Origin of the sequence: Gracilibacillus kekensis, from assembly GCF_900143085.1 — a bacterium.
In the GTDB taxonomy this organism is placed as follows: domain Bacteria; phylum Bacillota; class Bacilli; order Bacillales; family Amphibacillaceae; genus Gracilibacillus; species Gracilibacillus kekensis.
Window position 1 is genome coordinate 301,952 of record NZ_FRCZ01000003.1, and the last position, 24,128, is coordinate 326,079.

General features: G+C 35.6%; 27 protein-coding genes. 22 read left to right on the forward strand and 5 right to left on the reverse strand.

Annotated features, from left to right (window positions below):
* Position 1 precedes the first annotated feature (1 nt).
* From BUC25_RS09315 to sda, 4 genes are all read right to left on the reverse strand, one after another.
* Positions 2–1,483: a Na+/H+ antiporter subunit D gene (locus tag BUC25_RS09315; RefSeq protein ID WP_073201768.1), complete on the reverse strand. Its 1,482-nt coding sequence runs from the start codon at positions 1,481–1,483 to the stop codon at positions 2–4.
* On the reverse strand, positions 1,479–1,817 hold the full coding sequence (locus tag BUC25_RS09320; RefSeq protein ID WP_073201597.1) for a Na(+)/H(+) antiporter subunit C: 339 nt from the start codon (positions 1,815–1,817) through the stop codon (positions 1,479–1,481). Before BUC25_RS09320 ends, BUC25_RS09315 begins: the two co-directional genes overlap by 5 nt.
* The gene (locus tag BUC25_RS09325; RefSeq protein WP_073201598.1) at positions 1,818–4,151 is read right to left on the reverse strand and encodes a Na+/H+ antiporter subunit A; all 2,334 of its coding nucleotides are present in this window, start codon (positions 4,149–4,151) and stop codon (positions 1,818–1,820) included.
* A gap of 394 nt (positions 4,152–4,545) precedes the next feature.
* A complete protein-coding gene (gene sda / locus BUC25_RS09330) occupies positions 4,546–4,686 on the reverse strand; it encodes a sporulation histidine kinase inhibitor Sda (protein WP_073201599.1) in 141 nt (46 codons plus the stop codon).
* A gap of 374 nt (positions 4,687–5,060) precedes the next feature.
* On the opposite strand from sda, the gene BUC25_RS09340 reads away from it, so the two are divergent.
* From BUC25_RS09340 to BUC25_RS09410, 14 genes are all read left to right on the forward strand, one after another.
* A complete protein-coding gene (locus BUC25_RS09340; RefSeq protein ID WP_073201601.1) occupies positions 5,061–5,579 on the forward strand; it encodes a YqeG family HAD IIIA-type phosphatase in 519 nt (172 codons plus the stop codon).
* Positions 5,579–6,682 carry a ribosome biogenesis GTPase YqeH gene (gene yqeH, locus BUC25_RS09345; RefSeq protein ID WP_073201602.1) on the forward strand — a complete coding sequence of 368 codons (1,104 nt, stop codon included), beginning with the start codon at positions 5,579–5,581 and terminating at the stop codon, positions 6,680–6,682. The genes BUC25_RS09340 and yqeH overlap by 1 nt, the downstream gene beginning before the upstream one ends.
* 16 nt (positions 6,683–6,698) lie before the next feature.
* Positions 6,699–7,538 (forward strand): shikimate dehydrogenase, encoded by an 840-nt coding sequence (aroE, locus tag BUC25_RS09350; RefSeq protein WP_073201603.1) that lies wholly within the window; start codon positions 6,699–6,701, stop codon positions 7,536–7,538.
* Between the two features lies 1 nt (position 7,539).
* On the forward strand, positions 7,540–7,833 hold the full coding sequence (gene yhbY / locus BUC25_RS09355) for a ribosome assembly RNA-binding protein YhbY (protein WP_073201604.1): 294 nt from the start codon (positions 7,540–7,542) through the stop codon (positions 7,831–7,833).
* A gap of 13 nt (positions 7,834–7,846) precedes the next feature.
* Positions 7,847–8,410, forward strand: coding sequence for a nicotinate-nucleotide adenylyltransferase (locus BUC25_RS09360; protein ID WP_073201605.1), 564 nt, complete (start codon positions 7,847–7,849; stop codon positions 8,408–8,410).
* 42 nt (positions 8,411–8,452) lie between these two features.
* Positions 8,453–9,025, forward strand: coding sequence for a bis(5'-nucleosyl)-tetraphosphatase (symmetrical) YqeK (gene yqeK, locus BUC25_RS09365; RefSeq protein WP_073201606.1), 573 nt, complete (start codon positions 8,453–8,455; stop codon positions 9,023–9,025).
* Positions 9,015–9,359, forward strand: coding sequence for a ribosome silencing factor (gene rsfS / locus BUC25_RS09370; protein WP_073201607.1), 345 nt, complete (start codon positions 9,015–9,017; stop codon positions 9,357–9,359). The genes yqeK and rsfS overlap by 11 nt, the downstream gene beginning before the upstream one ends.
* Before the next feature lie 2 nt (positions 9,360–9,361).
* On the forward strand, positions 9,362–10,084 hold the full coding sequence (locus BUC25_RS09375; RefSeq protein ID WP_073201608.1) for a class I SAM-dependent DNA methyltransferase: 723 nt from the start codon (positions 9,362–9,364) through the stop codon (positions 10,082–10,084).
* Positions 10,085–10,395: 311 nt separating this feature from the next.
* Positions 10,396–10,716, forward strand: coding sequence for a hypothetical protein (locus tag BUC25_RS09380; RefSeq protein WP_073201609.1), 321 nt, complete (start codon positions 10,396–10,398; stop codon positions 10,714–10,716).
* Between the two features lie 89 nt (positions 10,717–10,805).
* Entirely contained in the window at positions 10,806–11,606 is an 801-nt protein-coding gene (locus BUC25_RS09385) for an SDR family NAD(P)-dependent oxidoreductase (protein WP_073201610.1), read from the forward strand.
* A gap of 628 nt (positions 11,607–12,234) precedes the next feature.
* Complete coding sequence (locus tag BUC25_RS09395) at positions 12,235–12,543, forward strand: DoxX family protein (RefSeq protein WP_211619567.1); 309 nt, start codon at positions 12,235–12,237, stop codon at positions 12,541–12,543.
* A 24-nt stretch (positions 12,544–12,567) separates the two neighbouring features.
* Positions 12,568–12,990: a hypothetical protein gene (locus BUC25_RS09400; protein WP_073201612.1), complete on the forward strand. Its 423-nt coding sequence runs from the start codon at positions 12,568–12,570 to the stop codon at positions 12,988–12,990.
* Positions 12,991–13,056: 66 nt separating this feature from the next.
* Positions 13,057–13,512 carry a YrvL family regulatory protein gene (locus BUC25_RS09405; protein WP_073201613.1) on the forward strand — a complete coding sequence of 152 codons (456 nt, stop codon included), beginning with the start codon at positions 13,057–13,059 and terminating at the stop codon, positions 13,510–13,512.
* 416 nt (positions 13,513–13,928) lie between these two features.
* Positions 13,929–15,155 carry a molybdopterin-dependent oxidoreductase gene (locus tag BUC25_RS09410; RefSeq protein WP_139251802.1) on the forward strand — a complete coding sequence of 409 codons (1,227 nt, stop codon included), beginning with the start codon at positions 13,929–13,931 and terminating at the stop codon, positions 15,153–15,155.
* 112 nt (positions 15,156–15,267) lie between these two features.
* Here the strand turns inward: BUC25_RS09410 and BUC25_RS19345 are convergent, their stop codons facing one another.
* Positions 15,268–15,432, reverse strand: coding sequence for a hypothetical protein (locus BUC25_RS19345; protein ID WP_170862671.1), 165 nt, complete (start codon positions 15,430–15,432; stop codon positions 15,268–15,270).
* A gap of 174 nt (positions 15,433–15,606) precedes the next feature.
* On the opposite strand from BUC25_RS19345, the gene BUC25_RS09415 reads away from it, so the two are divergent.
* From BUC25_RS09415 to BUC25_RS09450, 8 genes are all read left to right on the forward strand, one after another.
* Positions 15,607–16,548, forward strand: coding sequence for a helix-turn-helix transcriptional regulator (locus tag BUC25_RS09415; protein ID WP_073201614.1), 942 nt, complete (start codon positions 15,607–15,609; stop codon positions 16,546–16,548).
* A gap of 64 nt (positions 16,549–16,612) precedes the next feature.
* Entirely contained in the window at positions 16,613–17,026 is a 414-nt protein-coding gene (locus BUC25_RS09420; RefSeq protein WP_073201615.1) for a DUF6438 domain-containing protein, read from the forward strand.
* A 93-nt stretch (positions 17,027–17,119) separates the two neighbouring features.
* Positions 17,120–17,413, forward strand: coding sequence for a hypothetical protein (locus BUC25_RS09425; protein WP_073201616.1), 294 nt, complete (start codon positions 17,120–17,122; stop codon positions 17,411–17,413).
* Between the two features lie 127 nt (positions 17,414–17,540).
* On the forward strand, positions 17,541–19,646 hold the full coding sequence (locus BUC25_RS19155; RefSeq protein WP_139251803.1) for an AAA family ATPase: 2,106 nt from the start codon (positions 17,541–17,543) through the stop codon (positions 19,644–19,646).
* Positions 19,633–20,700: a 5-methylcytosine restriction system specificity protein McrC gene (locus BUC25_RS09435; protein ID WP_073201617.1), complete on the forward strand. Its 1,068-nt coding sequence runs from the start codon at positions 19,633–19,635 to the stop codon at positions 20,698–20,700. The genes BUC25_RS19155 and BUC25_RS09435 overlap by 14 nt, the downstream gene beginning before the upstream one ends.
* A 327-nt stretch (positions 20,701–21,027) precedes the next feature.
* On the forward strand, positions 21,028–21,123 hold the full coding sequence (locus tag BUC25_RS09440) for a putative holin-like toxin (protein ID WP_073200242.1): 96 nt from the start codon (positions 21,028–21,030) through the stop codon (positions 21,121–21,123).
* A gap of 467 nt (positions 21,124–21,590) precedes the next feature.
* Positions 21,591–22,649, forward strand: coding sequence for an Rpn family recombination-promoting nuclease/putative transposase (locus BUC25_RS09445; protein WP_073201618.1), 1,059 nt, complete (start codon positions 21,591–21,593; stop codon positions 22,647–22,649).
* Positions 22,650–22,901: 252 nt separating this feature from the next.
* Positions 22,902–24,065 (forward strand): MFS transporter, encoded by a 1,164-nt coding sequence (locus BUC25_RS09450; protein ID WP_073201619.1) that lies wholly within the window; start codon positions 22,902–22,904, stop codon positions 24,063–24,065.
* Positions 24,066–24,128: the final 63 nt, after the last annotated feature.

The window sequence follows — 24,128 nt, forward strand, 5'->3', positions numbered from 1 at the left end:
TTTACTCCTTTAATACAGATTCAATATAGTTTTGTGGATTCATTAAATATTCACCAATACCTTCAATACTTGGATAGAACCATTCAGCTCCAACCCCAAGTAAAACCGAGAAGAATAGTAAAAAGGCAACCGGTAAAGCAAATCCTCTTGCTGCTTTTTTATCAGGAATGATCGATTCGTCTTTCTCTCCCCAAAACCCTCTTATAAAGATGCGTATAACAGACAACAGAATGAGTAGACTAGACGCTAAACCAATAATCGCGACTACTATGTGATTTGCTTCCATAGCACCTTGCAATAAGATCAGTTTACCGATAAATCCACTAAACGGTGGAATCCCCGCTAATACGAAAGCAGAAATGAAAAATAGCCAACCGAGTAGAGGATAATGATGAATTAATCCACGCATTTTTCTAAGGTCACTTGTACCTGCGAGATAGGCGATCGCGCCAACTAGTAAAAATAAGGCTGCTTTAATAATCATGTCATTAATTAAGTAATAAATCGCGCCTGTAAAACCTGTACTGTTATAAACGCCAATTCCAAGAAGCATAAATCCTACTGCTGGTATAATGTTGTAGGCTACCACTAATTTAATGTTATTCGTTGACAATGCGCCGATTGCACCAAAGATTAAGGTTAAGGCTGCAATCCAAACAAAGAATTCATGCGTAACATCTCGTTCATGTACAAAAATTAAAGAGAAAACACGGATGAGAGAATAGACCCCAACCTTCGTTAATAATGCACCAAATAATGCGGAAATCACCGGGTTTGGTGCGATATACGGTCTAGGTAACCAGTAATACAGCGGGAATAAAGCTGCTTTTGTACCAAATACAAAAAACAACATAATCGCAATTGTTGTAAGAATACCAGTTTGTTCAACTTCGCCTACACGTTCAGCAATTTGAGCCATATTAACCGTCCCTACTACTGAATAGAGGAAAGCAATTGTTGTTACAAATAACATAGAGGAGAATAAGTTAATTAACACATACTTGATCGATTCTCTTAATTGTACTTTTCCTCCGCCTAAGACAATTAATCCGTACGATGCCATTAATAATACTTCAAAGAAAACAAATAGGTTGAACAAGTCTCCAGTAATAAAAGCACCTGATACACCTGTAATTAATAAAAAGTAAAACGTGTAAAAATAAAATTCCTCTTGTTTTTCGTCTAAGGATTTCGGTGCATAAAACACACAAGCGATCGCCACAATATTAGTGGTTAAAACAAGTGCGACGGATAGCATATCTGCTACTAGAACGATCCCAAACGGTGCCATCCAATCTCCTGATTCTAATACAACCGAGCCATTTTGATGTACATAGAATAATATATATGTCACGACTGCCGTGTTGATCAATGTCAGTACTTGCGAATAAATACGCACTACTTTTAACTTTTTATGGAACAATGCCGCAAGCACACCAGCGATCAAAGGTATGACTATTGGTAATACTGCTAAGTTACTAATCATTTTCGCTACCCCTTAATTTATCCATATTATCTGTTCCGTTCTCTTTTGATGCTCGGTATGCAAGCACTAATAATAAACTAGTCACACCAAAACTGATGACTATAGAAGTTAAAATTAATGCTTGTGGTAATGGATCTGCGTAATTCTCGATTCCATCCTCAAGTATCGGAGGAGCACCTCTCTTTAATTCACCCATTGTTAAAATAAATAGGTGTGCACCATGTGAGATAAGTGCTGTACCAATAATAATACGAAGCATTTGTTTCTGTAACAGATTATAGACCCCTGTTGTAAACAAGACACCTGCAAGAATCGACATTATGATTTCCATCTATTCTGCCTCCTTCTTGTTACGCAGCTTGATCAGACCATAAATGGCAAGTGCTGCAATACCTAAAACGACAATTTCAAATAGGGTATCAATTCCACGCATATCTACTAAAATAACGTTGACAACATTATCGCCGCCACCTAATTTGTAGGATGTTTTTAGGAAATAGTCAGAGATTTTATCAAACAACTTCGTGCTGTGTGCGGATATCGCAACCACTGTCATTAAGGCACCAAATGCAATAGATATGACTAAATTGACAGCTTTTTGAGAGCCGGATTCCGTGCGTTCTCGTAAATTTGGTAAATGGTAAAAACATAATAAGAAAAGCGCAACAGTAATGGTTTCTACTACTAGCTGTGTTAATGCTAAGTCAGGAGCACGGTAGACAACAAATAATAGTGCGAGTCCGTACCCGACAACACCTAATATCAAGATCGCACCAACTTTATTGCGAATAAAGATCGTGCTAACAGCAGCAACTGCCATTACGATTGCGATAAGTACCTCATGAACAGTAATTTTAGCAAGATTGCTTGTATCCCAGGCAAATCCATCGGTGATAGCTAAGACGGTAAACGTACAAACAAGAATAGCGATCAAAATTAATGCCATATAACGACGAATCGATCCATTCATATAGGAGTTTGTAATTTTTGCTGAAGTTTTTTCCGATTGATCAAGTAAAAAGTCATACACTTTATTAAAGCTTAATTTACCAGGGAAGAAGCTATAGATACTTGACCAATTTTTTCTAAAGAAAGCAAGAAAGATTCCGACACCAACTACAATTAACGACATTATAAAAGGCGTTTCAAAACCATGCCAATAGTAAATATCTTTTTCAACTGGTGAGCCATAAATAGCTTCCGCTGTATGGGCAATAAAGCTGCCATTCACTAAATTAGGGAACAAGCCAATTACGACAACTCCAACAATTAAAATAATTGGTGAAATGAGCATTCCAATTGGAGCTTCATGTGGCTTAACCGGTAATTGGTCGAGTTTCTTTTCACCCATAAATGTACCGAATACGAGATACATCGAATAAACAAAAGTGAAAATACTGCCAAAGACCGCTAAATAGGGAATAGCTTGACTTAATACTTGTGAAATCCACATCGAATGATCATGTAATTCTAATGACGTCGTAAAAAACATTTCCTTACTATAGAACCCATTTAAGAATGGAAAAGGTACACTTGCCATCGAAAAGGTACCGAAAAAAGCGAGAGTAGCTGAAATTGGCATTAATGTTACTAATCCACCAAGTCTGCGAATATCTCTTGTACCTGTCTCATGATCGACAATCCCTGCAATCATAAACAGACTACCTTTAAATGTCGCATGATTTAAAATGTGGAATACAGCAGCAAAAATCGCCGCTTTGGTACCAAAACCAAGCATCGCCATAATCATTCCTAATTGACTGATGGTAGAAAAGGCGAGAATACCTTTTAAGTCTGTTTGTCTGACAGCCATATAAGAGCCCCAAACAAGTGTTAAAATACCAATTCCACTAACGAAAACGAAGAACCATTCATTTCCAGAAAAAATAGGTGTGAATCTGGCAACAAGGAATATCCCTGCTTTAACCATCGTTGCGGAGTGCAAGTAGGCACTAACGGGAGTTGGAGCTTCCATTGCATCCGGTAACCAGATATGAAATGGAAACTGTGCAGATTTTGTAAAGGCACCAAGTAAAATCAAAGCTAAGATTAAACCAAAATAGTCACTAGAAAGTATAACATCAGCTTGAGCAATCATTGCTTGAATACTAGTCGTTTCGGTAATAATAGAAAGTAAAATAAAACCACCAAACATACTTAATCCACCGAAAACCGTTATCAGCATTGATTTTAACGCGCCGTATCTGGAACGTTCTTTATAATTCCAATAACCGATTAATAGGAATGATGAAATAGAAGTTAATTCCCAGAATCCATAGAGTACAAATACGTTATCTGAAAGGACGACCCCAAACATGGCAGTCATAAATAACAGCAAATAAACGTAAAACTGATCTAATCTTTCTGAAGTATGAAGATAGAAAATTGAATAAAGTGTAACTAATGACCCAATACCACTAATCAATAAAACAAATAATAAGCTTAAACCATCTAAATAAAAATCCAATCCGATATTTAACGATGGTATCCAACTGTACGATTGACTAATCGGTGTAAAATTATTTCCAAGATTCGGAATAAAATAAATAAATACGGCTAACGGTGCTAGTAAAACGAAATAACCGGTATGTATTTTCTCTTTCCATTTGCTAAAAAACGGGATAAAAATGGCCAGCAATACTGGCAGAAATACAGCAAATAACATCTAATGGTGATCCCCCTTATGTAAATTTATACACTTTATCAAGTTGAAATCGCCCGTACTATCCCTTATCAAGAATCAAGTTTAGCTAATAAGCTAAGTGGGGATTTACGAACGCTAACTTCATGTAACGTTTTGCTTTCATTTAATAATTAAAATTTTAACATCATCCTTTTATATTTTAATCTAAAAATAGAACAGAATACAAGGGAGAGTTCTTGTCGTTACGATACTTAGAAGGATTTAGACGAGAAACTACCTATTTATATTATGCAAGCAAAAAAAATTTTCATGTACTGAAAAAAAGAAGCTGATATTTATTTGCAACTATCCCGTTTAATTACATAAAAAAACACTTAGACGGGTGCATAACCGACTAAGTGGGAATCCAAATTATTTAGTTGGTATAGTCGAGATGTTTCACTAATGAGCGTCGTTTCATCTCTTCCTCCATTAATTGTATAAATTCATAGCTAAGCTGAAGTTCCGTGGCTTTTTTATAGGATTCAATTAGCAATTCATCCGATAGGTTTTCCAATGCTTGTCCCTCCAATAGATAGGATGTTAGCTACATGTTATAGTTAATGTAGCATGAAATGAAAAAACGGACAACTGCAAACTTATCTACACCCGCCTGTTCATAACTTGTGTATAATTGATTGAAAAACCGCCCTAAACTTGATAGTACAAGTGTGGATAGTGTGCATAAAGTTATCCACAAGGATTTTTTTGTTGTAAAATGTCGTACGATTATCGGAATATAATTCATAATACCTGTAAATTTAGGGCGATTTGTAATATTATGTGGTATAATTTCGTTTTCTGGTAAATTCCTTTGAACAAACTTAAAAAATTGTTTATGATAGGGAAAGATATGTATATTAATCGGAAGATAGTTGAGGTGTAAACGCATTGCTGAAAAAATTTTTACCAAATGAACATGTACCCCGTGTATTAGATATAACTCCGGCTAAGTTACGTGAAATGGGAATAAAAGGTGTAATTACTGATTTAGATAATACCTTAGTTGCTTGGAATGTAATGGATGCAACCCCTGAAGTAATTGAATGGTTTAAGGAAATGAATGAAAATGATATAAAAGTTACGATTATTTCGAATAATGAAAAAGAACGTGTTCGTGTATTCTCTGAACCGTTAGATACACCATACGTATATAGTGCTAAAAAACCACTAATTCGAGCCTTTAATCAAACAGCAAAACAGATGGGCTTTAGAAAAGAAGAGATTGTAGTAATAGGTGATCAACTGATGACTGACGTTCTCGGTGGTAATTTTGCCGGGTTTCATACAATATTAGTCGTTCCAATTGTGAAGACTGATGGTAAAATAACACAATTTAACCGAATGATTGAACGAAGAATTTTAAATTGGATGCGAAAAAAAGGCATGATCACATGGGAGGAAAAATAATGGAAGAAGCATTACATTGCGAAGGTTGCGGTGCAGAGATACAAACAGAAGATAAAACGAAATCAGGTTATGTGCCAAAGAGCGCACTTAATAATGAGCATATTATATGTCAAAGGTGTTTCCGTTTAAAGCATTATAATGAAGTACAAGATGTTGAATATACGGATGATGACTACCTACGAATGATCAACCAAGTTAGTAATACCGATAGCTTAGTAGTTAAAGTAGTCGATATATTTGATTTTAACGGAAGCTTTATTACCGGATTACAACGATTAACAGGTAACAATCCGATCATCTTAATAGGAAATAAAGTCGATCTTTTACCAAAATCGACAAATCGAAACAAATTAATTCATTGGATGAAAAAAACAGCGAGTGATTTTGGTTTAACGGTACAAGATGTATTTTTGGTTTCTGCTGAGAAAGCTCAAGGTTTCGATCAAGTCGAGAAAGAAATAGAGGCACGCCGAAACGACAAAGATGTCTATATTGTCGGTTGTACAAACGTTGGTAAATCTACGTTTATCAATCAATTAATTCGTCGTTCAAGTGGCGTTAAAGATGCGATAACTACGTCCTATTTTCCTGGTACTACATTAGGCTTTATCCAAATTCCTTTGGATAGAAAATCTTACATGTACGATACACCTGGCGTCGTGAATCGCAGACAACTTGTTCATTATGTAACAGATAAAGATTTAAAAGTTATTACACCAAAGAAAGAAATTAAACCAAAAGTCTATCAGTTACAAGACCAACAGACCTTATTTTTCGGAGGTTTTGGCCGATTTGATTTTGAAAAAGGGATGAAACAATCGTTTGTTTGTTATTTTTCCAATCAGCTAATGATCCATCGTACAAAGTTAGAACAAGCAGATGAATTTTATCAAAAACATGTTGGTGAACTACTACAACCACCTAGTCCAGAAACCTTGGAACAATTGCCGGAGCTAACAAAACAGACTATAAAAATACCTCTAAAAAAAACAGATATCGTGATACCTGGACTTGGCTGGATTACCGTTCCAGATGGTGGTGTAACCATTTCGATTCATGTACCAAAAGGTGTCAACATATCATTACGACCTGCATTAATTTAGGGGAAGGGGAAAGAAAATGGCGTATAAACTTGGATTGATTGGCCATCCAATCGGACATTCACTTTCACCATGGATTCATGATCAATTTTTGGATTTGGCTCGATTAGATGGGGAATATAAATTATATGAGGGAGACCATCAAGCACTCCCAAATGTTCTAAAACATTTAAAAGAAAAAGCAGTTGATGGCTTTAATGTGACCGTTCCGTATAAACAGGTGATTGTCGATTATCTGGATGAAATGAATGAGGATGCTAGAATTCTTGGTGCCGTTAATACGGTTGTAAATGAAGGTGGAAAATGGAAAGGGTATAGTACAGACGGTGAAGGATATGTTCGATCGATTGTAGAGCCATTTCCAAACCTTTTAAAAAATCAAACATCTGTGTTATTATTGGGGGCTGGTGGAGCAGCACGCGGGATTTACCGTGCACTCGTTCAGCAACAAGTAAAAACTGTAGACATTGCTAATCGTTCTAAGGATAAAGCAGAAGCCTTTTTGTCTTTACGAACAGGTGAGGTGAAAACTTCTGTATTAAGCTATCATGAGGCAGAGGCACAGCTTTCCGAATATGATCTTATTGTCCAAACAACTTCTGTTGGTATGAAACCAAATGTAGAGGATCAGATTATACAGTTGGATAATTTACGCAATGACACAGTTGTGAGTGATATTGTCTATCAGCCGATCACAACTTCATTACTAGAAGATGCGAAACAGCGTGGAGCCAAGATACATCATGGACACGCGATGTTACTATATCAGGGTCAATTAGCTTTTGAGAAATGGACGAACAAAAATTTAGATGTCGCACATTTAGTCGACCGCTTAGAAAATAAATTAAGAGGTGAATAATTTGAAATTAACAGGAAAGCAAAAGCGCTTCTTACGTGCCCAAGCCCATCATTTAAATCCGATCTTCCAAGTCGGTAAAGATGGTGTCAATGACAACATGATCAAACAAATCAATGAAGCATTGGAAAAACGCGAGCTGATCAAGGTTTCCATTTTACAAAATTGTATGGAAGAAAAGGACGATGTTGCAGAAGCATTAGCAGAAGGAACGGATGCTTACATCGTGCAAATTATTGGTAACACGATCGTCTTGTATAAAGAATCTGAAGAAAATAAGCAAATCACATTGCCATAGAGAAGGTGTGACAATGAAGCGAATTGGACTATTCGGCGGCACCTTTGACCCACCACATTACGGTCATTTATTGATGGCAGAACAAGCCTATCAGCAATTGGAATTAGATGAAATTTGGTTCATTCCGTCTTATCAGCCACCACATAAAGACGATGCGAAGACAACGGCCAAAGACCGGGTTGATATGACGACAGCAGCAATTTTTGATAACCCTGCCTTTAAGGTTGATACGATTGAAGTGGAACGTGAAGATAAATCATATACGCTCAACACGATTAAACGGTTAAAAGAATCCTATCCAGTTCATCAGTTCTATTTCATTATTGGTGGTGATATGGTTGAGTATTTACCAAAATGGCATCGAATCGATGAATTAATCGGAATGCTCACTTTTGTTGGAGTAAATCGACCAGGATACAAAATGGATACACCTTTTTCAGTAAAAGAAGTGAAAATGCCATTAATCGATATTTCGTCGACGATGATCCGTGAAAAAATGGGTCAGGGACAGTCGATCCGATATTTGACGCCACCAAGCGTGATCGATATTATTAATAAATACAAGTTATATTCATAACATGTAATAGTGTTTCCTTTTTGTCAGGGGAGAGTGAAGAAAGTGGAAGCCGATAAAGCGCTGAAAATAGTAGAAAAACAACTAACTAAAAAAAGATATGAGCACACTGTCCGTGTTATGGAGACAGCTTTGGATTTGGCAAAGCATTACAAAGTAGACGAGCAAAAGATCGAATTAGCAGCCATACTCCACGATTATGCCAAGTATCGTGATCCCAAAGAGATGAAGCGCTGGATTATCGAAGAAAAATTACCCCATGATTTACTGGAGCATCATCCAGAATTATGGCATGCACCAGTTGGAGCAAAAATGGTTGAGCGTGAATTGGGAGTTAGCGATCCACAAATAATAAGTGCTATTCATTGGCACACTACAGGTAAACGGCATATGTCTGTCATGGACAAAGTGATTTTCATTGCAGATTATATTGAACCAGGTCGTGATTTTCCTGGTGTCGATGAAGTTAGAGGGATCGTGTATCATGATCTCGATCAAGCGTGCTGGTTAGCTGCACGCAATACGATAACTTTTTTAATGAGTAGAAATCAACCGATTTATCCAGATACATTTCAGTTATATAATGAAAAATTAGGGAGGAACATGAATGGAAAGTAAACAATTAGTAGATCTAGTAGCAAAAGCGTGTGATGATAAAAGAGCAGAGGACATTGTTATATTGGATATGAACGAGGTATCTTTAATAGCAGAGTATTTTTTAATCTGTGAAGGTACTAACGAACGTCAAGTCCAAGCGATCGCACGTGAAGTGAAAGATGTAGCAGATCAGCAAGAAATTAACGTCAAACGTATGGAAGGCTTCGATCAAGCAAGATGGATACTTGTAGATCTTGGAGGTGTTGTCTGCCATATCTTCCATCGTGATGAACGTAATTATTATAATTTAGAAAAGCTGTGGGGAGACGCCCCGCAATTAGAAGTGAAATTATAAAAATGGCTTACTCGAAACTAGCTTACGTCTATGATCTCCTTATGGACGATGCCCCATATCAAGAGTGGCAAGCCTTTGTCGAGCATTTTGTGAAAGATGGAAAAATGCTTGACCTCGGCTGTGGCACAGGTCGGTTGTCAGAGCGTTTTTCTCGCGCTGGCTTTGACGTTACAGGAGTTGACTTTTCAGAAGATATGCTGGCATTCGCTCAATCCCATACATCAGGCGTTCAATATATTCAGCAAGATATCCGTGAACTGGAAGGATTGACTGATTTCGACGTAGTTGTTAGCCTGTGTGATGTGATCAATTACATTACTAATGAAGAAGATGTAGAAAAAGTATTTCAAAATGTCTGGAATAGCTTAAAAGAAGGTGGAAAGTTTATCTTCGATGTTCATAGCCTTAAACATTTTGAAGAGGATATGATCGGTGAAACGTTCTCTGAAATTTACGATGATATTTCTTACGTCTGGTTTTGCGAAGCTGGAGAAGCACCTGGAAGTGTTGAACATGATCTAACTTTTTTTCTCCAGGATGAAGAATCCGGAAAGTATGAGAGATTCGATGAACAACATAGTCAGCGAACTTTTGAGGTGGCCGTCTATAAGCGACTACTAGAAAAAGCCGGATTCCGAGATATCTGTGTTTATGGCGATTTTTCAACCGAATTAATAGATGATGTGGAGAAAAGTGAACGTATTTTTTTCGTATGTAGCAAATAAGAAGGCTAGAGATAAAACTCTGGTCTTTTTTTTGGGTTTACGCGAGCTCTTATTCGGTGGAAAGTAAGCATTATTGACGAAAAAGAGTCTCATCGGCAATAGCGCATCGAAAAGCCAGTAAGGTGCAGACGAGAGAGAGCCTCATCGGCAATAGCGCATCAAAAAGCCAGTAAGATGCAGACGAGAGAGAGCCTCATCGGCAATAGCGCATCGAAAAGTCAGTAAGATGCAGACGAGAGAGAGCCTCATCGGCAATAGCGGAAAAGAATCTAACGAATCAATTGTTAACTGCACACCAAAGTGACTCCATGATGAATCAAAAACCCGAATATACTTTAGTAGAATTGAAAAAAGGTATCGTTTGCGAAAATTGTGGTTCACTTGAAACAGAAATATCCAATCAATATCTGTACTGTAATCATTGTCAGACAAAAGAAGATGCTACAAAAGCGATCGTCCGAACTATTGAGGCATACGCCACATTATTTCCAACAAGCGCGATTACTACAAAACAAATGGAAATTTGGTGCGGTTATACAGTGACTATTAACCGTATTTACCGTGTCCTTCAACGTTATTATCATCCCCAAGGTAAAAACCGCTGGATCTACTACACACGAAAACAAACTTAAAATTCCACCGTATAAAACTTTATGTTTATTTGAAAAAGCCTGAGGGAATTTAAACAGAAAAGCTGATAGGAGAAAAGGAGCCTGTAAAAATGAGTATATTTTCAAAAGATGCATTAGCGTATGAACATATCGTTATCACGGGTGCAACTGGTGATATTGGATTTGATACAGCAAAGGTTATCGCAAGTATGGGTGCCAGAATCACCATCAATGGCCGAAACGAAATAAAACTAGAAAATCTAAAACAGGAATTACTCGAAATAACAAATGAAGATTCGATTGCCGTGATCGCAGCTGATATAACAAAAGCTCAAGAACGAGAAAAGCTAGTATCTAAAGCAGAAAAACGCTTAGGTGTGATAACAGGTTTAGTTAATGCAGCAGGAATTTCTGGTGGTGGAACCGTTGACCAATTAAGTGAAGAAGAAATAGAGAAAATCATGCAAGTAAATTACTTATCAACCTTCAGTTTAACCAAAATGATTTACCAAAACATGATTAAACAAAAGAAAGGCCATATCGTCAACGTTGCTTCCTTATCCGGATTACGTGCAACCCGTGGAAACAGTGCGTATGCATCAAGTAAATTTGCACTCGTTGGCTGGACCCAGTCGTTGGCGGTTGAAGCTATTGAACACAATATAAGAGTAAATGCAGTATGTCCAGGGTTTGTTGATTCTGAAATGGCAACTCAAGCTATTGAAAGAAAAGCAGAACAGAATGGCATCAGCTATGAAGATCAATTGGAAAAAGTGAAGCAAGGACTACCATCGGGACGTTTAACAACCACGACAGAAGTAGGAAATACAATTGCATTTCTATTAACAGATGCGACACCAAACATCGTCGGTGAATCAGTTAAAATTTCTGGAGGTAGTGTTATGCGCTAATATAATAAAAAAAGCCCATGCATTGAGGGCTTTTTCTTTGAGTCCTAATTAATGACAGCATTACTGATCTTTACCGTCATCCTTATAATATAAATAAAATGCAACAATAATTACCAATGCGATCGATATAATAACAGAGGTCTGTAACAATTTTTGTATGTATTCAAAAATACTTAAGCTTCTTTCTGTATACCAACCATCGTTAGATCTTATTTGCTCTGAATCAGATATAGTTAATATACTGAAATAAATTCCAATTATAAGCCCGTATATTAAGGATTTTACAAGTTTTTTTTCATATTTCACAAAAAAGCGGATATTAACCTCTCCCTCCTATGTCACTTTATCACGATGTAATTGTGTGTGTCACTCCCACTGCTTTTAAAATTATACTGTAACACATATTTTTTATGGGATCATGCACAGAAACGATCGAACAACATGTAGAAATTGAACGAAGATTGCGGAAGATGAGAGGAGAGGGACAAATTCATTGCCCCACCTTTAATAGTAATATATCTCTGTCTGTACTTAGATGGAGTTATAAAAACAGAATGTATGTTCTTATTCTGATTTTAATATAAATCACAAATATAAGCAAGTATTTATGAACAAAGGAGCGATAGAGTTGAAAATTTTTTTCCGTATATTATATTCGATTCTTTTATTTGGAGCAGGTGTCTTACATTTTCTTCGTGAACGTGACTTTCGAAGAATTGTACCAAAAGCACTTCCGTTTAGACGTGCGATTGTGTTAATCACGGGAATTTTCGAAATGATTTTTTCTATTACCCTTTGGGTGAAAAAAGGCCAGCACATCACAAGCAAATTACTAGCTCTTTTCATGATTGCAATTTTCCCAGCCAACATTTACATGACTGTTAAAAGAATTTCTTTTCGTCCATGGCTAGAACTGGTAATGGAAAATTTTTCTTGAATTTTCTTAGCTAGGGAGGATAGTATGAGTGAAAAACAATGGGATATAAAAGAAGTTAAACGAATGAAAAAGAAAAAATTATTTCAATATAATTTTGTAATGGTATTTATAAGCCTGCTGATCAGTTATTTTATTGCAAATGATTCAGCAATTATCCTCTGCGGAGTATTTTGTGTGATCTTCTGGCTACTTGCCGCTAACTCGTTATACATCTTGATTACTGAAAATACGATTGGAACAAGTACAAGCAGACGATTAAAGGAATATGACAAAGATCGATTGGGAAAAAAACGCTGGAGACGTAATACCCTTGTTCAAGCTATATTTATCAATCTGTCAGCCATTGGTATGACATGGTTCTTATTTGTTATAGATTTTGACTCTATCACATTGAACTTTCCTTGGAGTTTTTTCCATTTATTGGTGGTTGGATCGGTTATAATATAGGTGAAATATTTAGAATGAGTGAATTATAAGTAGTATCAGAATGATGACAAAGGGAGTAACAGATATATGTCAAAATATAAAGACGATTCTTCTCGTGATTTGAAAGAAAAGGTGGCCACAGTTGCAGGAATAACTTCCCTTGCTATCATGGTGCTGGTCTTTGTATTAGGGTTATATTTTTTTGGAATGGCTGGACTTTTTGATCTGCTTGGTGTGCAATACAAATCGATCTGGTCAATAGTCATCTTTGTTATAAGTTACTTTTTACTAGGTATGATTTCAGACTTGTTTTTCAAAGTTATTTTCAAATTGTCAATTCGAAATATAACAGGAAAATTTAAAATACTTGCTATGAAATTTAGTTTGGTAGCAATCTCTAATTGGTTGGTCCTGTTTACTGTGGATGAGTTCATGGAAAGTATTATTCTATCCATAAGAACGGAAATTATTATAACCTTAGTGATAGTGTTATTAGAAATTGTTTTTGATGATAAAAAGGATTCGATTGCTAAAACCGATTAATATAGTGATAACTTGTCCAAGTACAACATTTTTACATACTGCTATAAAATATAGGAGAACAAGTTGCTCATCATCTACTAGTAATAGTTTTATATTCTAAAAGGTATTTAGTCCTCCTATGAAATACTTGCCATCATACTAGTTTTTTTACAGTCATAGCAATAACCAACAAACCTTCATGGTAACAGTATCACTGATGACAAGTGTTTGCACCATCATCCATGGATTACTTCTCTACATCTATCAAATCATTTGAAAAGAGCACCATAAGGGACGCAGGAACAGTGTCCCGTCTTGATATAGATAGGGTGGAACGAAGAACCTGTCCCTCTGTCCCTCCGAAGATAGGGTCTACAAAACCAAACGGCAACTGTTATAATGGAAGAAGGATATTTTTTCTAGGGAGAGTTGCGACGATGAACTGGAGAATGTTTTTTAAACGAGACTTAAAATTTCGGAAGCGGCTTGTCAGACTGCATCACTCAAACGCTATTCTATTTTTCTTATTAAGTATTACCGGATTACTTCTCTATTCAACTTACTTCCGTTCTATTTTTCCTGCTACTCGTGTGTGGATGAAAGATGCTCACATATGGATCGGGTTTATTAGTGTGTTGCCAATCTTGTTTTATTTACCGAAAATGGGAAAGCATTTGTTAACGCTCCGAAAACGGAAGAATCACCGCATCAATCTATACTTCATTTTTGTGATTATTTTTACATTAATCTTTTCAGGGCTTATCCTAACCTTTCAACGACATTTCCCGCCACTGATGAGCTCCTACTCGTTAATCATTCATGATATAGCGACCTGGATAGGGCTACCATATGTTATCTACCACAGCGTGACCAGAAGTCTTTGGTACAAACGATTACTTTATCCAAAAGAAGAGTCTACCAACGAACAAGACCAAGAACCCACGATAATTGATAAAAGGAATCCACTTTTGAAACGTCGTACATTTTTACGTCGATTATCAGGTGGCATTATAGCGTTTTTTACTATTATAATAGTTGGGAACTGGTTAAAAACGTATTTCCCAGTGAATAAATCTGATCTATCTGGTGGAAATAAAATGGTCCCATTACCAGAAACCGATAATAAGCTATTATCTTCCAATGGGAAACAAGGTGAATTTCGTTATTATACTATTACGGAAATGCCTACATTTACCAATGAAAATTGGTCGTTAACCGTTGATGGATTAGTCGATAAAAAATTAGAGTACAATTGGGAACAATTTTTGAAATTAGAACGAAGCTCTCAATTAAGTGACTTTCACTGCATTACAGGATGGAGTGTTTATGATATTACATGGGAAGGCATTCCATTAAAAAAATTACTAGAGAAAGCAGGTGTGAACCAGCAAGCGAAGTATGTGAAATTTTATTCAGGGGATGGTGTATATACTGATACACTATCACTCTCAGAAGCAATGATGGAGGATATGATGGTTGCAGTATTAATGGATGGTAAATTAATTTCTCAAGAAAATGGAGGACCTGTAAGACTAATTACGCCAAGACTGTATGCATACAAATCAGTGAAATGGCTTGTGCAAATCGAGTTAATTGAACAAGAACATATTGGCTACTGGGAAAAAAGAGGTTATCCTCAAAACGCTTGGGTTAGAAAGTATTAATAAGGGACAAGGGGACAGGTACCGTGTCCCGACCTGATATAGATAGGATGGGACGAAGAACCCTCTGTCCCTACATATAAACATAGAGGATTCTTTCTTATATATCTATATACTATTGATTATTTTTCTTAATAAAATCTTTAATCAAACGATCAGTTTCTTTTCTCTCCTCCTGTGACTCATGGGGATAGGCATATATACCTTTATGGTTTTCATCAATACATCGAGTTGTTTCCTCTAGTGTCTTCTCTTTGTTAGTGTACTCATGCTTTATCATGATATCTCTCTCATTTCCTATATTATAACCTAACTAGCTGATGCGAGGAAACTGTATCCATTACCATTCGGCTAGGAAGACCCATCAGCTAACAAACAATAACTGACAAAAATAATGCCACAATACATGATATAATAATACTATTGTAAAAATACTATAAAAGGAAGATTACTCATGAGTAAATTAAGCAATTGTCTACAGATGATTCAACTTCTGATGGCGCGACCGAAATTGAAAATTAACGACCTGGCAGAAGAACTAGAAGTGAAGCCTAGAATGGTACGAGTCTATCGTGATGAACTAGAAAAAGCAGGTATCTACATCGAAAGTGAACGCGGCACTAATGGTGGGTATTCGCTTGATAGAAGGTCGATTTTGCCGATACGAAATTTCAATTCTACAGAAGTGCAAGAGCTGCAAATTGCAATACAATCCTATCTTTCTAAGCAACCAGACCTGGAAACAACATTAAGCAACGCCTTAGAAAAAATTAAAGCATCACAGCGCGACCAATCCTTAAGCAGTAAGCATTTTTATTTTGCCAATGATTATTTAATAAACTCAGAAGTTGGTAATGAATCGGAGCATTATAAAAACCTTTATCAAGCCTTTAATCAACGAAAAAAAGTAATGATTACATATGAAGCAGCATCAACAAATACCGTTACCATTAGAACGATACATCCATATGCATTTGTTGTTTATGATGAGAATCTATATTGTGTTAGTTATTGTGAGGAAAAAGAAGCGATGCGGACATTTAAAATATTACGAATTCATGATGTTAAAGTACTCGATCAAAACTATTATTTACCAGAAGATTTTGATATTAGAGAACAGTTTCCTCATCTAGGGTTTATTCGAGATCCACAAAAGGTGGAGTTGATCATTGAAACACCATTTTCCAATCAAGTAAAAGAGTCGATTTACAATGATGATCAGGTAATTGAAGCATTACCGCAAAATGCCATTCGATTTAAGGCTACGTTAAATGGGGAACAATCCATAAAAAAGTGGATCCTAGGTATGGGTACAAAAGCCAAAGTGATCGCTCCAGAAAAATTAAAAGATGAAATACAAAAAGAAATAGAGCAAATGTTAGCACATTATAATTAAACTAGAAGCTAATTGTAGAATCTGTTCAACAAGTACGCATTCATCTAAAAAGGAGAGAAGATTCATGTTTAAACAAATTATTTTCTCGAGATCTATTTGTTATGGCACGTTTCCTGAGTTTGAGGTGACAGTAAAACAAGACGGTAATGTAAAATGGCTTGGCGGCATGCATGTGAAGCAACATGGAGAAGCTGAATTTAATCTTGGTAATGACCAAATAATCCAGTTAAATCAATTGCTGCAATCGTTTGACTTTCGCAACTTTGAATATCCCAGTCCTACGATATCTGCTACCGATCTACCATTTTGTACAATCTTGGTAACTTATCAAAATGGAGCGATGAAAGAAGTGGAACATTATTTAGGAGATTTTGCAGAAGAAGGGTCACAAGCACATGAAACATTTCAGGCATTAGAAGGTTTTGAAAATAAGATAGAAGAAATCATTGATCTAGAAAATTTCATTGGGGCGGAATAATGTTGATGAAATTAAGGGTAAATATTATATATAAGAAACCACGCTACATGTGTTTTAACACGTTATGTTGCAATATATGATTTTATCAAAGATATGCAGAAATTAGAAAAAGTAACTTCCGGGCTTTCAGAACATAAAGGTTACGCTATTATAATCACAAATGATCAAGCATACTGGAACCCTGGTAAGAAAATGAATCCTGTTGATAAAGCCTTTCATATCCATAATGGTGCTGAAATAACTGGGACATTATCTTGGGGTGAAGAAGCTTCGGAAGGTACAAGGAAAAATAGAGAAGCGGATTTATTCCTGAATCAAAGCTATCGACCGAGTTGGCGGCCTTATTTATCTTTAGACGTAGAAAAGAATGGAGAAGTTCAGGTGTAACTAATTGAATTTTAGTCACATTCTTGAATAGTATGGTACTGGCCGGAGTTGAAATTTGGACCGATTAAAACGAGTGAGGAATATTATTTTAATAATTTAAAGTATTTAATTTTTTTGGAGGTACACTATGAATGATCTTGTAAATAATCAAAAAGAAAAATATAAAGCTTGGGTGACGGAAAACTTAGGAGAAAAAACAGGGATGTGGTACACTCCATATCTTGAAAAACTTGGACACCTTTTAGAAAAGTATGGATTAGCTAGCGGCTATCAGGAAAATTTCTTTGAATATCAATCCTATTCGGAATTTAAAAAGATCTATCAACAAATGATGGAACAAAGAGATGAAGATATTGAGAGACTAGTAGCAGGTAAAAGTACACCTCGATATCCAGAAAAATTTGGTAAAAAAAGAATTCAATTTAGAAAAAAATATGCGGAAGATGAATATAATCGTAGCGAAAGAAGTAAGCCTGATAATATTGGTGGGATACCTGACTGGGGCGTTTTAATGCGGTCCTATTTAATATTTTTATATTATGATGAAAATCCTACTTTAACTTATCCTAAAAAAGAAAAGAAAATCGCAAATCAAGAAGATGAAATTGATAACAGCATTAATTATTGGGTTATTTCACCAGGTGAAAATTCGAGATTATGGGATCAGTTCCACGCAGAAAATATGATTGCACTTGGTTGGGACTATTTAGGGAGTTTAATAAACTATGATTCTAAGGAAGCTGTTGAACGAACAATAGCTGAACAAAGAGCGGATGGTGTTCGACCTGTTAATGATACAAAGGCCGTGTGGGATTTCTATCGTGAAATTCAAATAGGCGACGTTGTATATGTAAAAGCAGGAATGAAAAGAATCCTTGCACGTGGAGTCGTTACGGGAGCTTATTACTTCGATGATGAAGCATCAGAGTATAAACATAGAAGAAAAGTAGAATGGGTTCAAGTTGGAAATTGGGAACTACATCAGTCTTTTGCTCAAAAAACGCTAACATGCCTAAATGCTTATCCGAATTTTATTCAAGAAATTGATCAAGTAATGAATGAAGATTTTATTGATCCGAAAATTGCTGAAGTAAATGAATTTCGAAATTGGTTATCCAATCAAGTTACAGATACAGGAGCTGGCTTGAATGATAATACAGTTACCCAAAAAGTAAATGCGTTAAAGGATATAGAGCAATATTTTGATGCTCCAATTTTTGGTGAAACTGATATTGAGCAACTAAAACGGTTGAAAGATGCCGTTGTATCAGATGAAGCCTATAAAAAGTATAAAGGGGTATCGGGAAGCTCAATTGACTACTACATTCGATTTATTGAGTCTAAGCCTACTGTTCAAGAAAATGAATCTTATACAATAGAAGAATTTCTTTCGGATGTTTTTATCAAGGAGAAAGAGCTTAGACGTCTAATTTCTCTACTTGAAAATAAGAAGAATCTTATTTTGAAAGGTGCACCGGGAGTAGGTAAAACGTATATTGCCAAACGTTTAGCGAATGTAATGATGGAAGAAAAAGATGAAACACGAATCCATATGGTTCAGTTTCACCAAAGCTATAGTTATGAGGACTTGATTGAAGGATTCCGTCCAAAAGCTGAAGGAGAAGGCTTTGAACTTAAACAAGGTCCGTTTGTGAAGTTTGCTAGAAAAGCAGCACGAGATCCAGAACGAGACTATTTCTTTATTATTGATGAAATTAATCGGGGGAACATGAGTAAAATATTTGGAGAATTAATGATGCTGATCGAAGCTGATAAGCGAGGCGAGAAAATCAACCTCCTATATTCTAATGATATGTTTTCGGTGCCATCGAATTTATACATAATTGGAATGATGAATACAGCCGATAGAAGTTTAGCTTTATTAGACTATGCACTGAGAAGAAGATTTTCGTTTTTTGAAGTTAAACCAGCATTCCACAATCAGACATTTAACTCGTATGTAAATGGATTAAATAATCCAGAAGTGTTAAATCGTATCATTGCTGAAATTAAAAGCTTAAATAATCAAATTGTGGAAGAGCTAGGGACAGGCTTTGTAATTGGGCATAGCTATTTTGTAGGTGATGCTTATAAAGTTGATACGGCAGCTCGTGTAGAAGAAGTAATCGAATTTGAAATTATTCCACAGCTATTCGAGTATTGGTTTGATGATGAACAGAAAGCAAATGATTGGGCAGAACGACTAAGAGGTTGTTACGATGGAAAGAAATAATAATATTCCAATTCGTAATATATACTATATGCTTTCTTATGCATATCAAACGTTAAATCTTGCCGAGTATAAACGAATTGGAACAGAAAAATTTGAGAACGTCAAAGAGCTTTACGCAGAAATTTTATCGATAGGTATACCTGTGTTGATTCGCGGTGGATTAAGTAAAGATTATATAAGTGTTGAAGAGACTTCCAATGTTATTAAGGGGAAAATCGACATCAATTCTACGATAAAGAAAAACGCTTTGGTAAATAAAAAAATCGCAGTCGTTTATGATGAATTTTCTGAAAATATTTTATTGAATCAAATTATTAAAGCTACACTTGTTTACCTATCGCGTTCAACTAAAATAGATCAAAAAATGCGTCGATTATTTTATGGTATGCTTCCTTATTTTACTAAAGTGTCAGATGTAGAGATAGATTTGAAGCTATGGAAAAACGTAAGATATAACCGCCAAAACATACGTTATCAATTTATTGTAGACGTGTGCAGATATCTTTATGAGCAGTTGTTATTTGATGAAAGCACTACGTCACAAATGATGAAAGAGGCTCAAGACGAACAAAGATTATCGTCTTTATATGAAAAGTTCATCTATGCATTTTTTAAACGTGAAACGAAATATAAGGTATCCCATCCTCAAATTAAGTGGATGGTTGATGATGATTTCACAGAAGCCTTACCGATGATGCAAACAGATCTTGTGCTTCAAAAAGATAATAAAACATTGATTGTGGATGCGAAATTTTATTCTGAGAATATGGTAGCAAGGTTTGAAGGCGGAGCTGCAAAACAAAAATCCAGTAACCTTTATCAAATATTTACATATATAAATAATTGGAAAAAAACACCGGATGAAACGGTTGCAGGTATGTTACTTTATGCGAAAACAACCGCATTAAATCAACCTAATCATATCTACCAGGTTAAAGGTAATCAAATTATAGTGGTATCTCTTGATTTACAACAAGATTTTAACAGGATAAAAGAAGACTTGTTAGCATATGTCAATCATTGGGACAGAGGGACAGGTTTCTTGTCCCGTTGATCTGTTTTTTAACACGATTCTAATAGTCTGTACCCCCTTCACTACAAGAATCAAGCAATAGCAAAGAGTGCAAGTTGGGATAAACGGACGCTAATTTTCTGATAAGTTTTGTTAACAATCAAACTCCCACTGATTGAAGTCTCACTTTATACTGTTAGGTTTTGTATGAAAGTAGATCCAATTCAACAAACAATATCTAAAGAAATTTAAAGAAGCAACTTTTTAGGAAGGGAATGCACGTTCGTATTATTTGTGTTATACTAAAAATTGGATAATGTTCTTTTAGGGTAAGGTCGGCTAATCCCCTTATGAAAGGGGGTGATGCTTATGAGTATGTATGAGAGTTTTATGGTACTATTTGGATTTGGTACCTTCTTGATTGCATTACTCGCATTGATCGTTTCGTTGATCAATAGAAAATAGACCTCCCTATTTGCCCTGAAAAGTAATTAGGAGAGGTCTAACTCTATGTGTTAGCCGATCCCACTGGGGGAACCGCTTATCCATAACCCGTAGTATCAGCTACGGGTTATATTATATGCATTTCTTATTGCAATTATAACATATAGAAAAGAAATTGTCATAATTGTAAAAATGAACCTATGTATGGACTACGGGGATAAAATTAGAAATATGCTAGTAATTAGATTCCTTTAACACGAATTTCGTGACTTTGCTAATGATAGTTCAATTGAAGGGTTCTATATCCAGAGGTGAATGAAAGATCCAATAGATAATGAATTTTATTTTGGCACATAGGGATAGGCCTTTTATTCTTAACTCTTTTAAGGTTTTTCAAACATCTTCTTGCTTTTTATTTAGATTTAATTTACAATAAAAATAGAACATATATTCGCATTTAGTCATCATTTCATTTAAGAAAGAAGATGATGATAGTGACGTTTCAAAATCCACACGATAAGTTTTTTAAAGAAACTTTTTCGAATGTGGAAGTTGCCAAGTCCTTTATCCAGCATTATTTGCCCACGAGTATTGTTAACCTCATTGATACAGAAAGTATCCAACCACAGAAAGATAGTTTCATCTCAAAGGAATTACGAGAATATTTTTCTGATTTGCTTTTTCAAGTTAAGTTAAATGAAACTGAAGCCTATTTGCATCTTTTATTCGAACATAAAAGTTATCCAAGTAAAACAATTGTATTTCAATTATTGAGGTACATGATCGAAATTTGGGAAGCAAAACTGGAGAAAGAAAAACAAAAAGAACTACCGATTATTATTCCTGTCGTTATTTTTCACAGTGAAAGAAAATGGACTTATCCGAAAAACTTAGGTGACATGGTGCAAGGTTTTGATGCGTTTCCTGAAGATATTAAACAATATATACCAGACTTTGCATACATTTTGTTTGATGTGTCAAACTACGATGATGAAGAGATTAAAGGTATCGCTCAACTTAAAATTATTTTAACATTTTTTCGAGATCTGACCACGAAAAATAAACAAAATTCAATTAAAGCAGTTAAACGATCTATCTACTATTTACAACAACTAGAAGATCAAGCAACAGCCATACAGTATCTAGAAACATTGCTACGCTATGTGTTTCACTTAGATCGTCAGCTTACAAAAGCGGATTTTCATGATATGATAAATTATGTAGAAAGTTCTTATTCTGAAGGGAGCGAAATGGTGATGACTTTAGCGGATTTATTCCGGGATGAAGGCAAAAGAGAAGGAATTAAAGAAGGTAAAAAAGAGGGAATGCAAGAAGGAATGCATAAAGGAATACAAGAAGGTTTAGCAAAAGGAAAAACACAAGCATTAACCAGCACCGTCATTCGTCTACTCACAAAATTTGTAGCTCCATTACCAGAAGAGTTGAATCAACAAATACAAAAACAAGATACCGAAACACTAGAAGCAATAATTGAACATATAGATGAATTTGACACATTAAATCAAGTGAAGAAGTACTTGAAATAAGAATTCACGAATTAGTTTTCGTGGATTTTTTTTACAAAAACTATTTATCATTTAAATAAACAATTAACAAAATACATAAAGAGTTATTAATTTTGATTATAATGAGACATTAGATTCGACCCAACGTTTATTCTTATGACAAAAAACGTCCTCAACTTACAAAACATGTTTTTCATGGTAGGATATACAATGGTGAGATTTTTATTCTAAAAGATTGATTATACATAAAGAACGTAAACACTAGGGGGAAATATGAAACGTTTAATTTGGATTGGGTCTTTTACATACTTACTTATTGGATTTACACACATTATTCTTGGATCAATATTGACCGAGATTTTGGATTATTATGATCGAAGTTACACAGATGGTGGTATTTTAATTGCTAGTCAATCGGTTGGCTTCTTGGCTGGGGTGATTTCAGCTTCTTATCTATCTCGAATCATTGGTAGAAGAAGGACACTTATATTTTCATTTGTATCAATAGCACTCTCACAAATCATGTTTATGTCGCTTGTGCCATGGGAATTTTGGTTTTTTATTGCAATATTTGCTGGATTTGGTTTTGGTATCATTGAACCGTTAGTAGGAGCGTTAATTATCGATGCGATCAATGATAAACCAGCGATTGCTTTTAGTAGATTAGAGGTGTTTTTTGGTCTTGGTTCTTTAATCATGCCAATTATCTCCGGATGGCTGGCATCCACTGATTTGTGGCGCTATTCCTTTCTCGTGTTAGGCATATACGCAGTAGTAATCTGTATCTTTTGGATGAAAACATCATTTGGTTCCCTGGAAGAGCATATGGGTAAAGTCAGCCAACCCAAAACAAAAGGTCAAGTGCAGTTTTCACCAAAACATCGTGTGATTTTAGCTATGTTTATGATTTTTTTCATCGTATATGTAGGTTTAGAGATTAGTGTTATGAATTTCTTACCATCCATTTTAGTAAATCAAGTAGAGGCAACAACATTTGCAGCAACATTATCTGTGACCATTTTTTGGGGAGCAATGGTTGCTGGTCGTTTAGCAGCAGGACATTTAGCGGAATGGATGCAATATGCTCGCTATCTCATCATTTGTTGTACTGGAACAGTTGTTTTTATAGCGATTCTAGGAATGGCAACTAGTCTTTGGCTAAGCTATGTGTTAATAGTGCTGATTGGTTTAATGATGGCGGGTGTATTTGGAATAGCGATCGTCTATGCGACTGCATTGTTACCTGGAAGCACGGATAAAATCACCAGTATTCTAATAGCCTCAGGTGGAGCGGGTGGTATATTCTTTCCTCTGTTAACAGGGAGTTTAATGGACCATGCGACAACAACAACGGTTGCGTTTGTGCTTGCTGGCTTATCAATTTTGATGATTATTATAATCCTTTATGCACGTAATTATCAAAAACAACAAGTTTAATTTGTGTCAAATATTTAAATGAAACTTTTACAGCTTGGTTAACGTATTTAATTTGCACAAGAA

Excerpts from the sequence above, each read along its gene's own strand:
- BUC25_RS09320 (WP_073201597.1), bottom strand. The coding sequence starts at position 1,817 with ATGGAAATCATAATGTCGATTCTTGCAGGTGTCTTGTTTACAACAGGG.
- BUC25_RS09325 (WP_073201598.1), bottom strand. The coding sequence starts at position 4,151 with ATGTTATTTGCTGTATTTCTGCCAGTATTGCTGGCCATTTTTATCCCG.
- yqeH (WP_073201602.1), top strand. The coding sequence starts at position 5,579 with ATGGAAGAAGCATTACATTGCGAAGGTTGCGGTGCAGAGATACAAACA.
- aroE (WP_073201603.1), top strand. The coding sequence starts at position 6,699 with ATGGCGTATAAACTTGGATTGATTGGCCATCCAATCGGACATTCACTT.
- BUC25_RS09360 (WP_073201605.1), top strand. The coding sequence starts at position 7,847 with ATGAAGCGAATTGGACTATTCGGCGGCACCTTTGACCCACCACATTAC.
- rsfS (WP_073201607.1), top strand. The coding sequence starts at position 9,015 with ATGGAAAGTAAACAATTAGTAGATCTAGTAGCAAAAGCGTGTGATGAT.
- BUC25_RS09375 (WP_073201608.1), top strand. The coding sequence starts at position 9,362 with ATGGCTTACTCGAAACTAGCTTACGTCTATGATCTCCTTATGGACGAT.
- BUC25_RS09380 (WP_073201609.1), top strand. The coding sequence starts at position 10,396 with ATGAATCAAAAACCCGAATATACTTTAGTAGAATTGAAAAAAGGTATC.
- BUC25_RS09385 (WP_073201610.1), top strand. The coding sequence starts at position 10,806 with ATGAGTATATTTTCAAAAGATGCATTAGCGTATGAACATATCGTTATC.
- BUC25_RS09400 (WP_073201612.1), top strand. The coding sequence starts at position 12,568 with ATGAGTGAAAAACAATGGGATATAAAAGAAGTTAAACGAATGAAAAAG.
- BUC25_RS09405 (WP_073201613.1), top strand. The coding sequence starts at position 13,057 with ATGTCAAAATATAAAGACGATTCTTCTCGTGATTTGAAAGAAAAGGTG.
- BUC25_RS09410 (WP_139251802.1), top strand. The coding sequence starts at position 13,929 with ATGAACTGGAGAATGTTTTTTAAACGAGACTTAAAATTTCGGAAGCGG.
- BUC25_RS19345 (WP_170862671.1), bottom strand. The coding sequence starts at position 15,432 with ATGATAAAGCATGAGTACACTAACAAAGAGAAGACACTAGAGGAAACA.
- BUC25_RS09415 (WP_073201614.1), top strand. The coding sequence starts at position 15,607 with ATGAGTAAATTAAGCAATTGTCTACAGATGATTCAACTTCTGATGGCG.
- BUC25_RS09420 (WP_073201615.1), top strand. The coding sequence starts at position 16,613 with ATGTTTAAACAAATTATTTTCTCGAGATCTATTTGTTATGGCACGTTT.
- BUC25_RS09425 (WP_073201616.1), top strand. The coding sequence starts at position 17,120 with ATGCAGAAATTAGAAAAAGTAACTTCCGGGCTTTCAGAACATAAAGGT.
- BUC25_RS19155 (WP_139251803.1), top strand. The coding sequence starts at position 17,541 with ATGAATGATCTTGTAAATAATCAAAAAGAAAAATATAAAGCTTGGGTG.
- BUC25_RS09435 (WP_073201617.1), top strand. The coding sequence starts at position 19,633 with ATGGAAAGAAATAATAATATTCCAATTCGTAATATATACTATATGCTT.
- BUC25_RS09440 (WP_073200242.1), top strand. The coding sequence starts at position 21,028 with ATGAGTATGTATGAGAGTTTTATGGTACTATTTGGATTTGGTACCTTC.
- BUC25_RS09445 (WP_073201618.1), top strand. The coding sequence starts at position 21,591 with ATGATAGTGACGTTTCAAAATCCACACGATAAGTTTTTTAAAGAAACT.
- BUC25_RS09450 (WP_073201619.1), top strand. The coding sequence starts at position 22,902 with ATGAAACGTTTAATTTGGATTGGGTCTTTTACATACTTACTTATTGGA.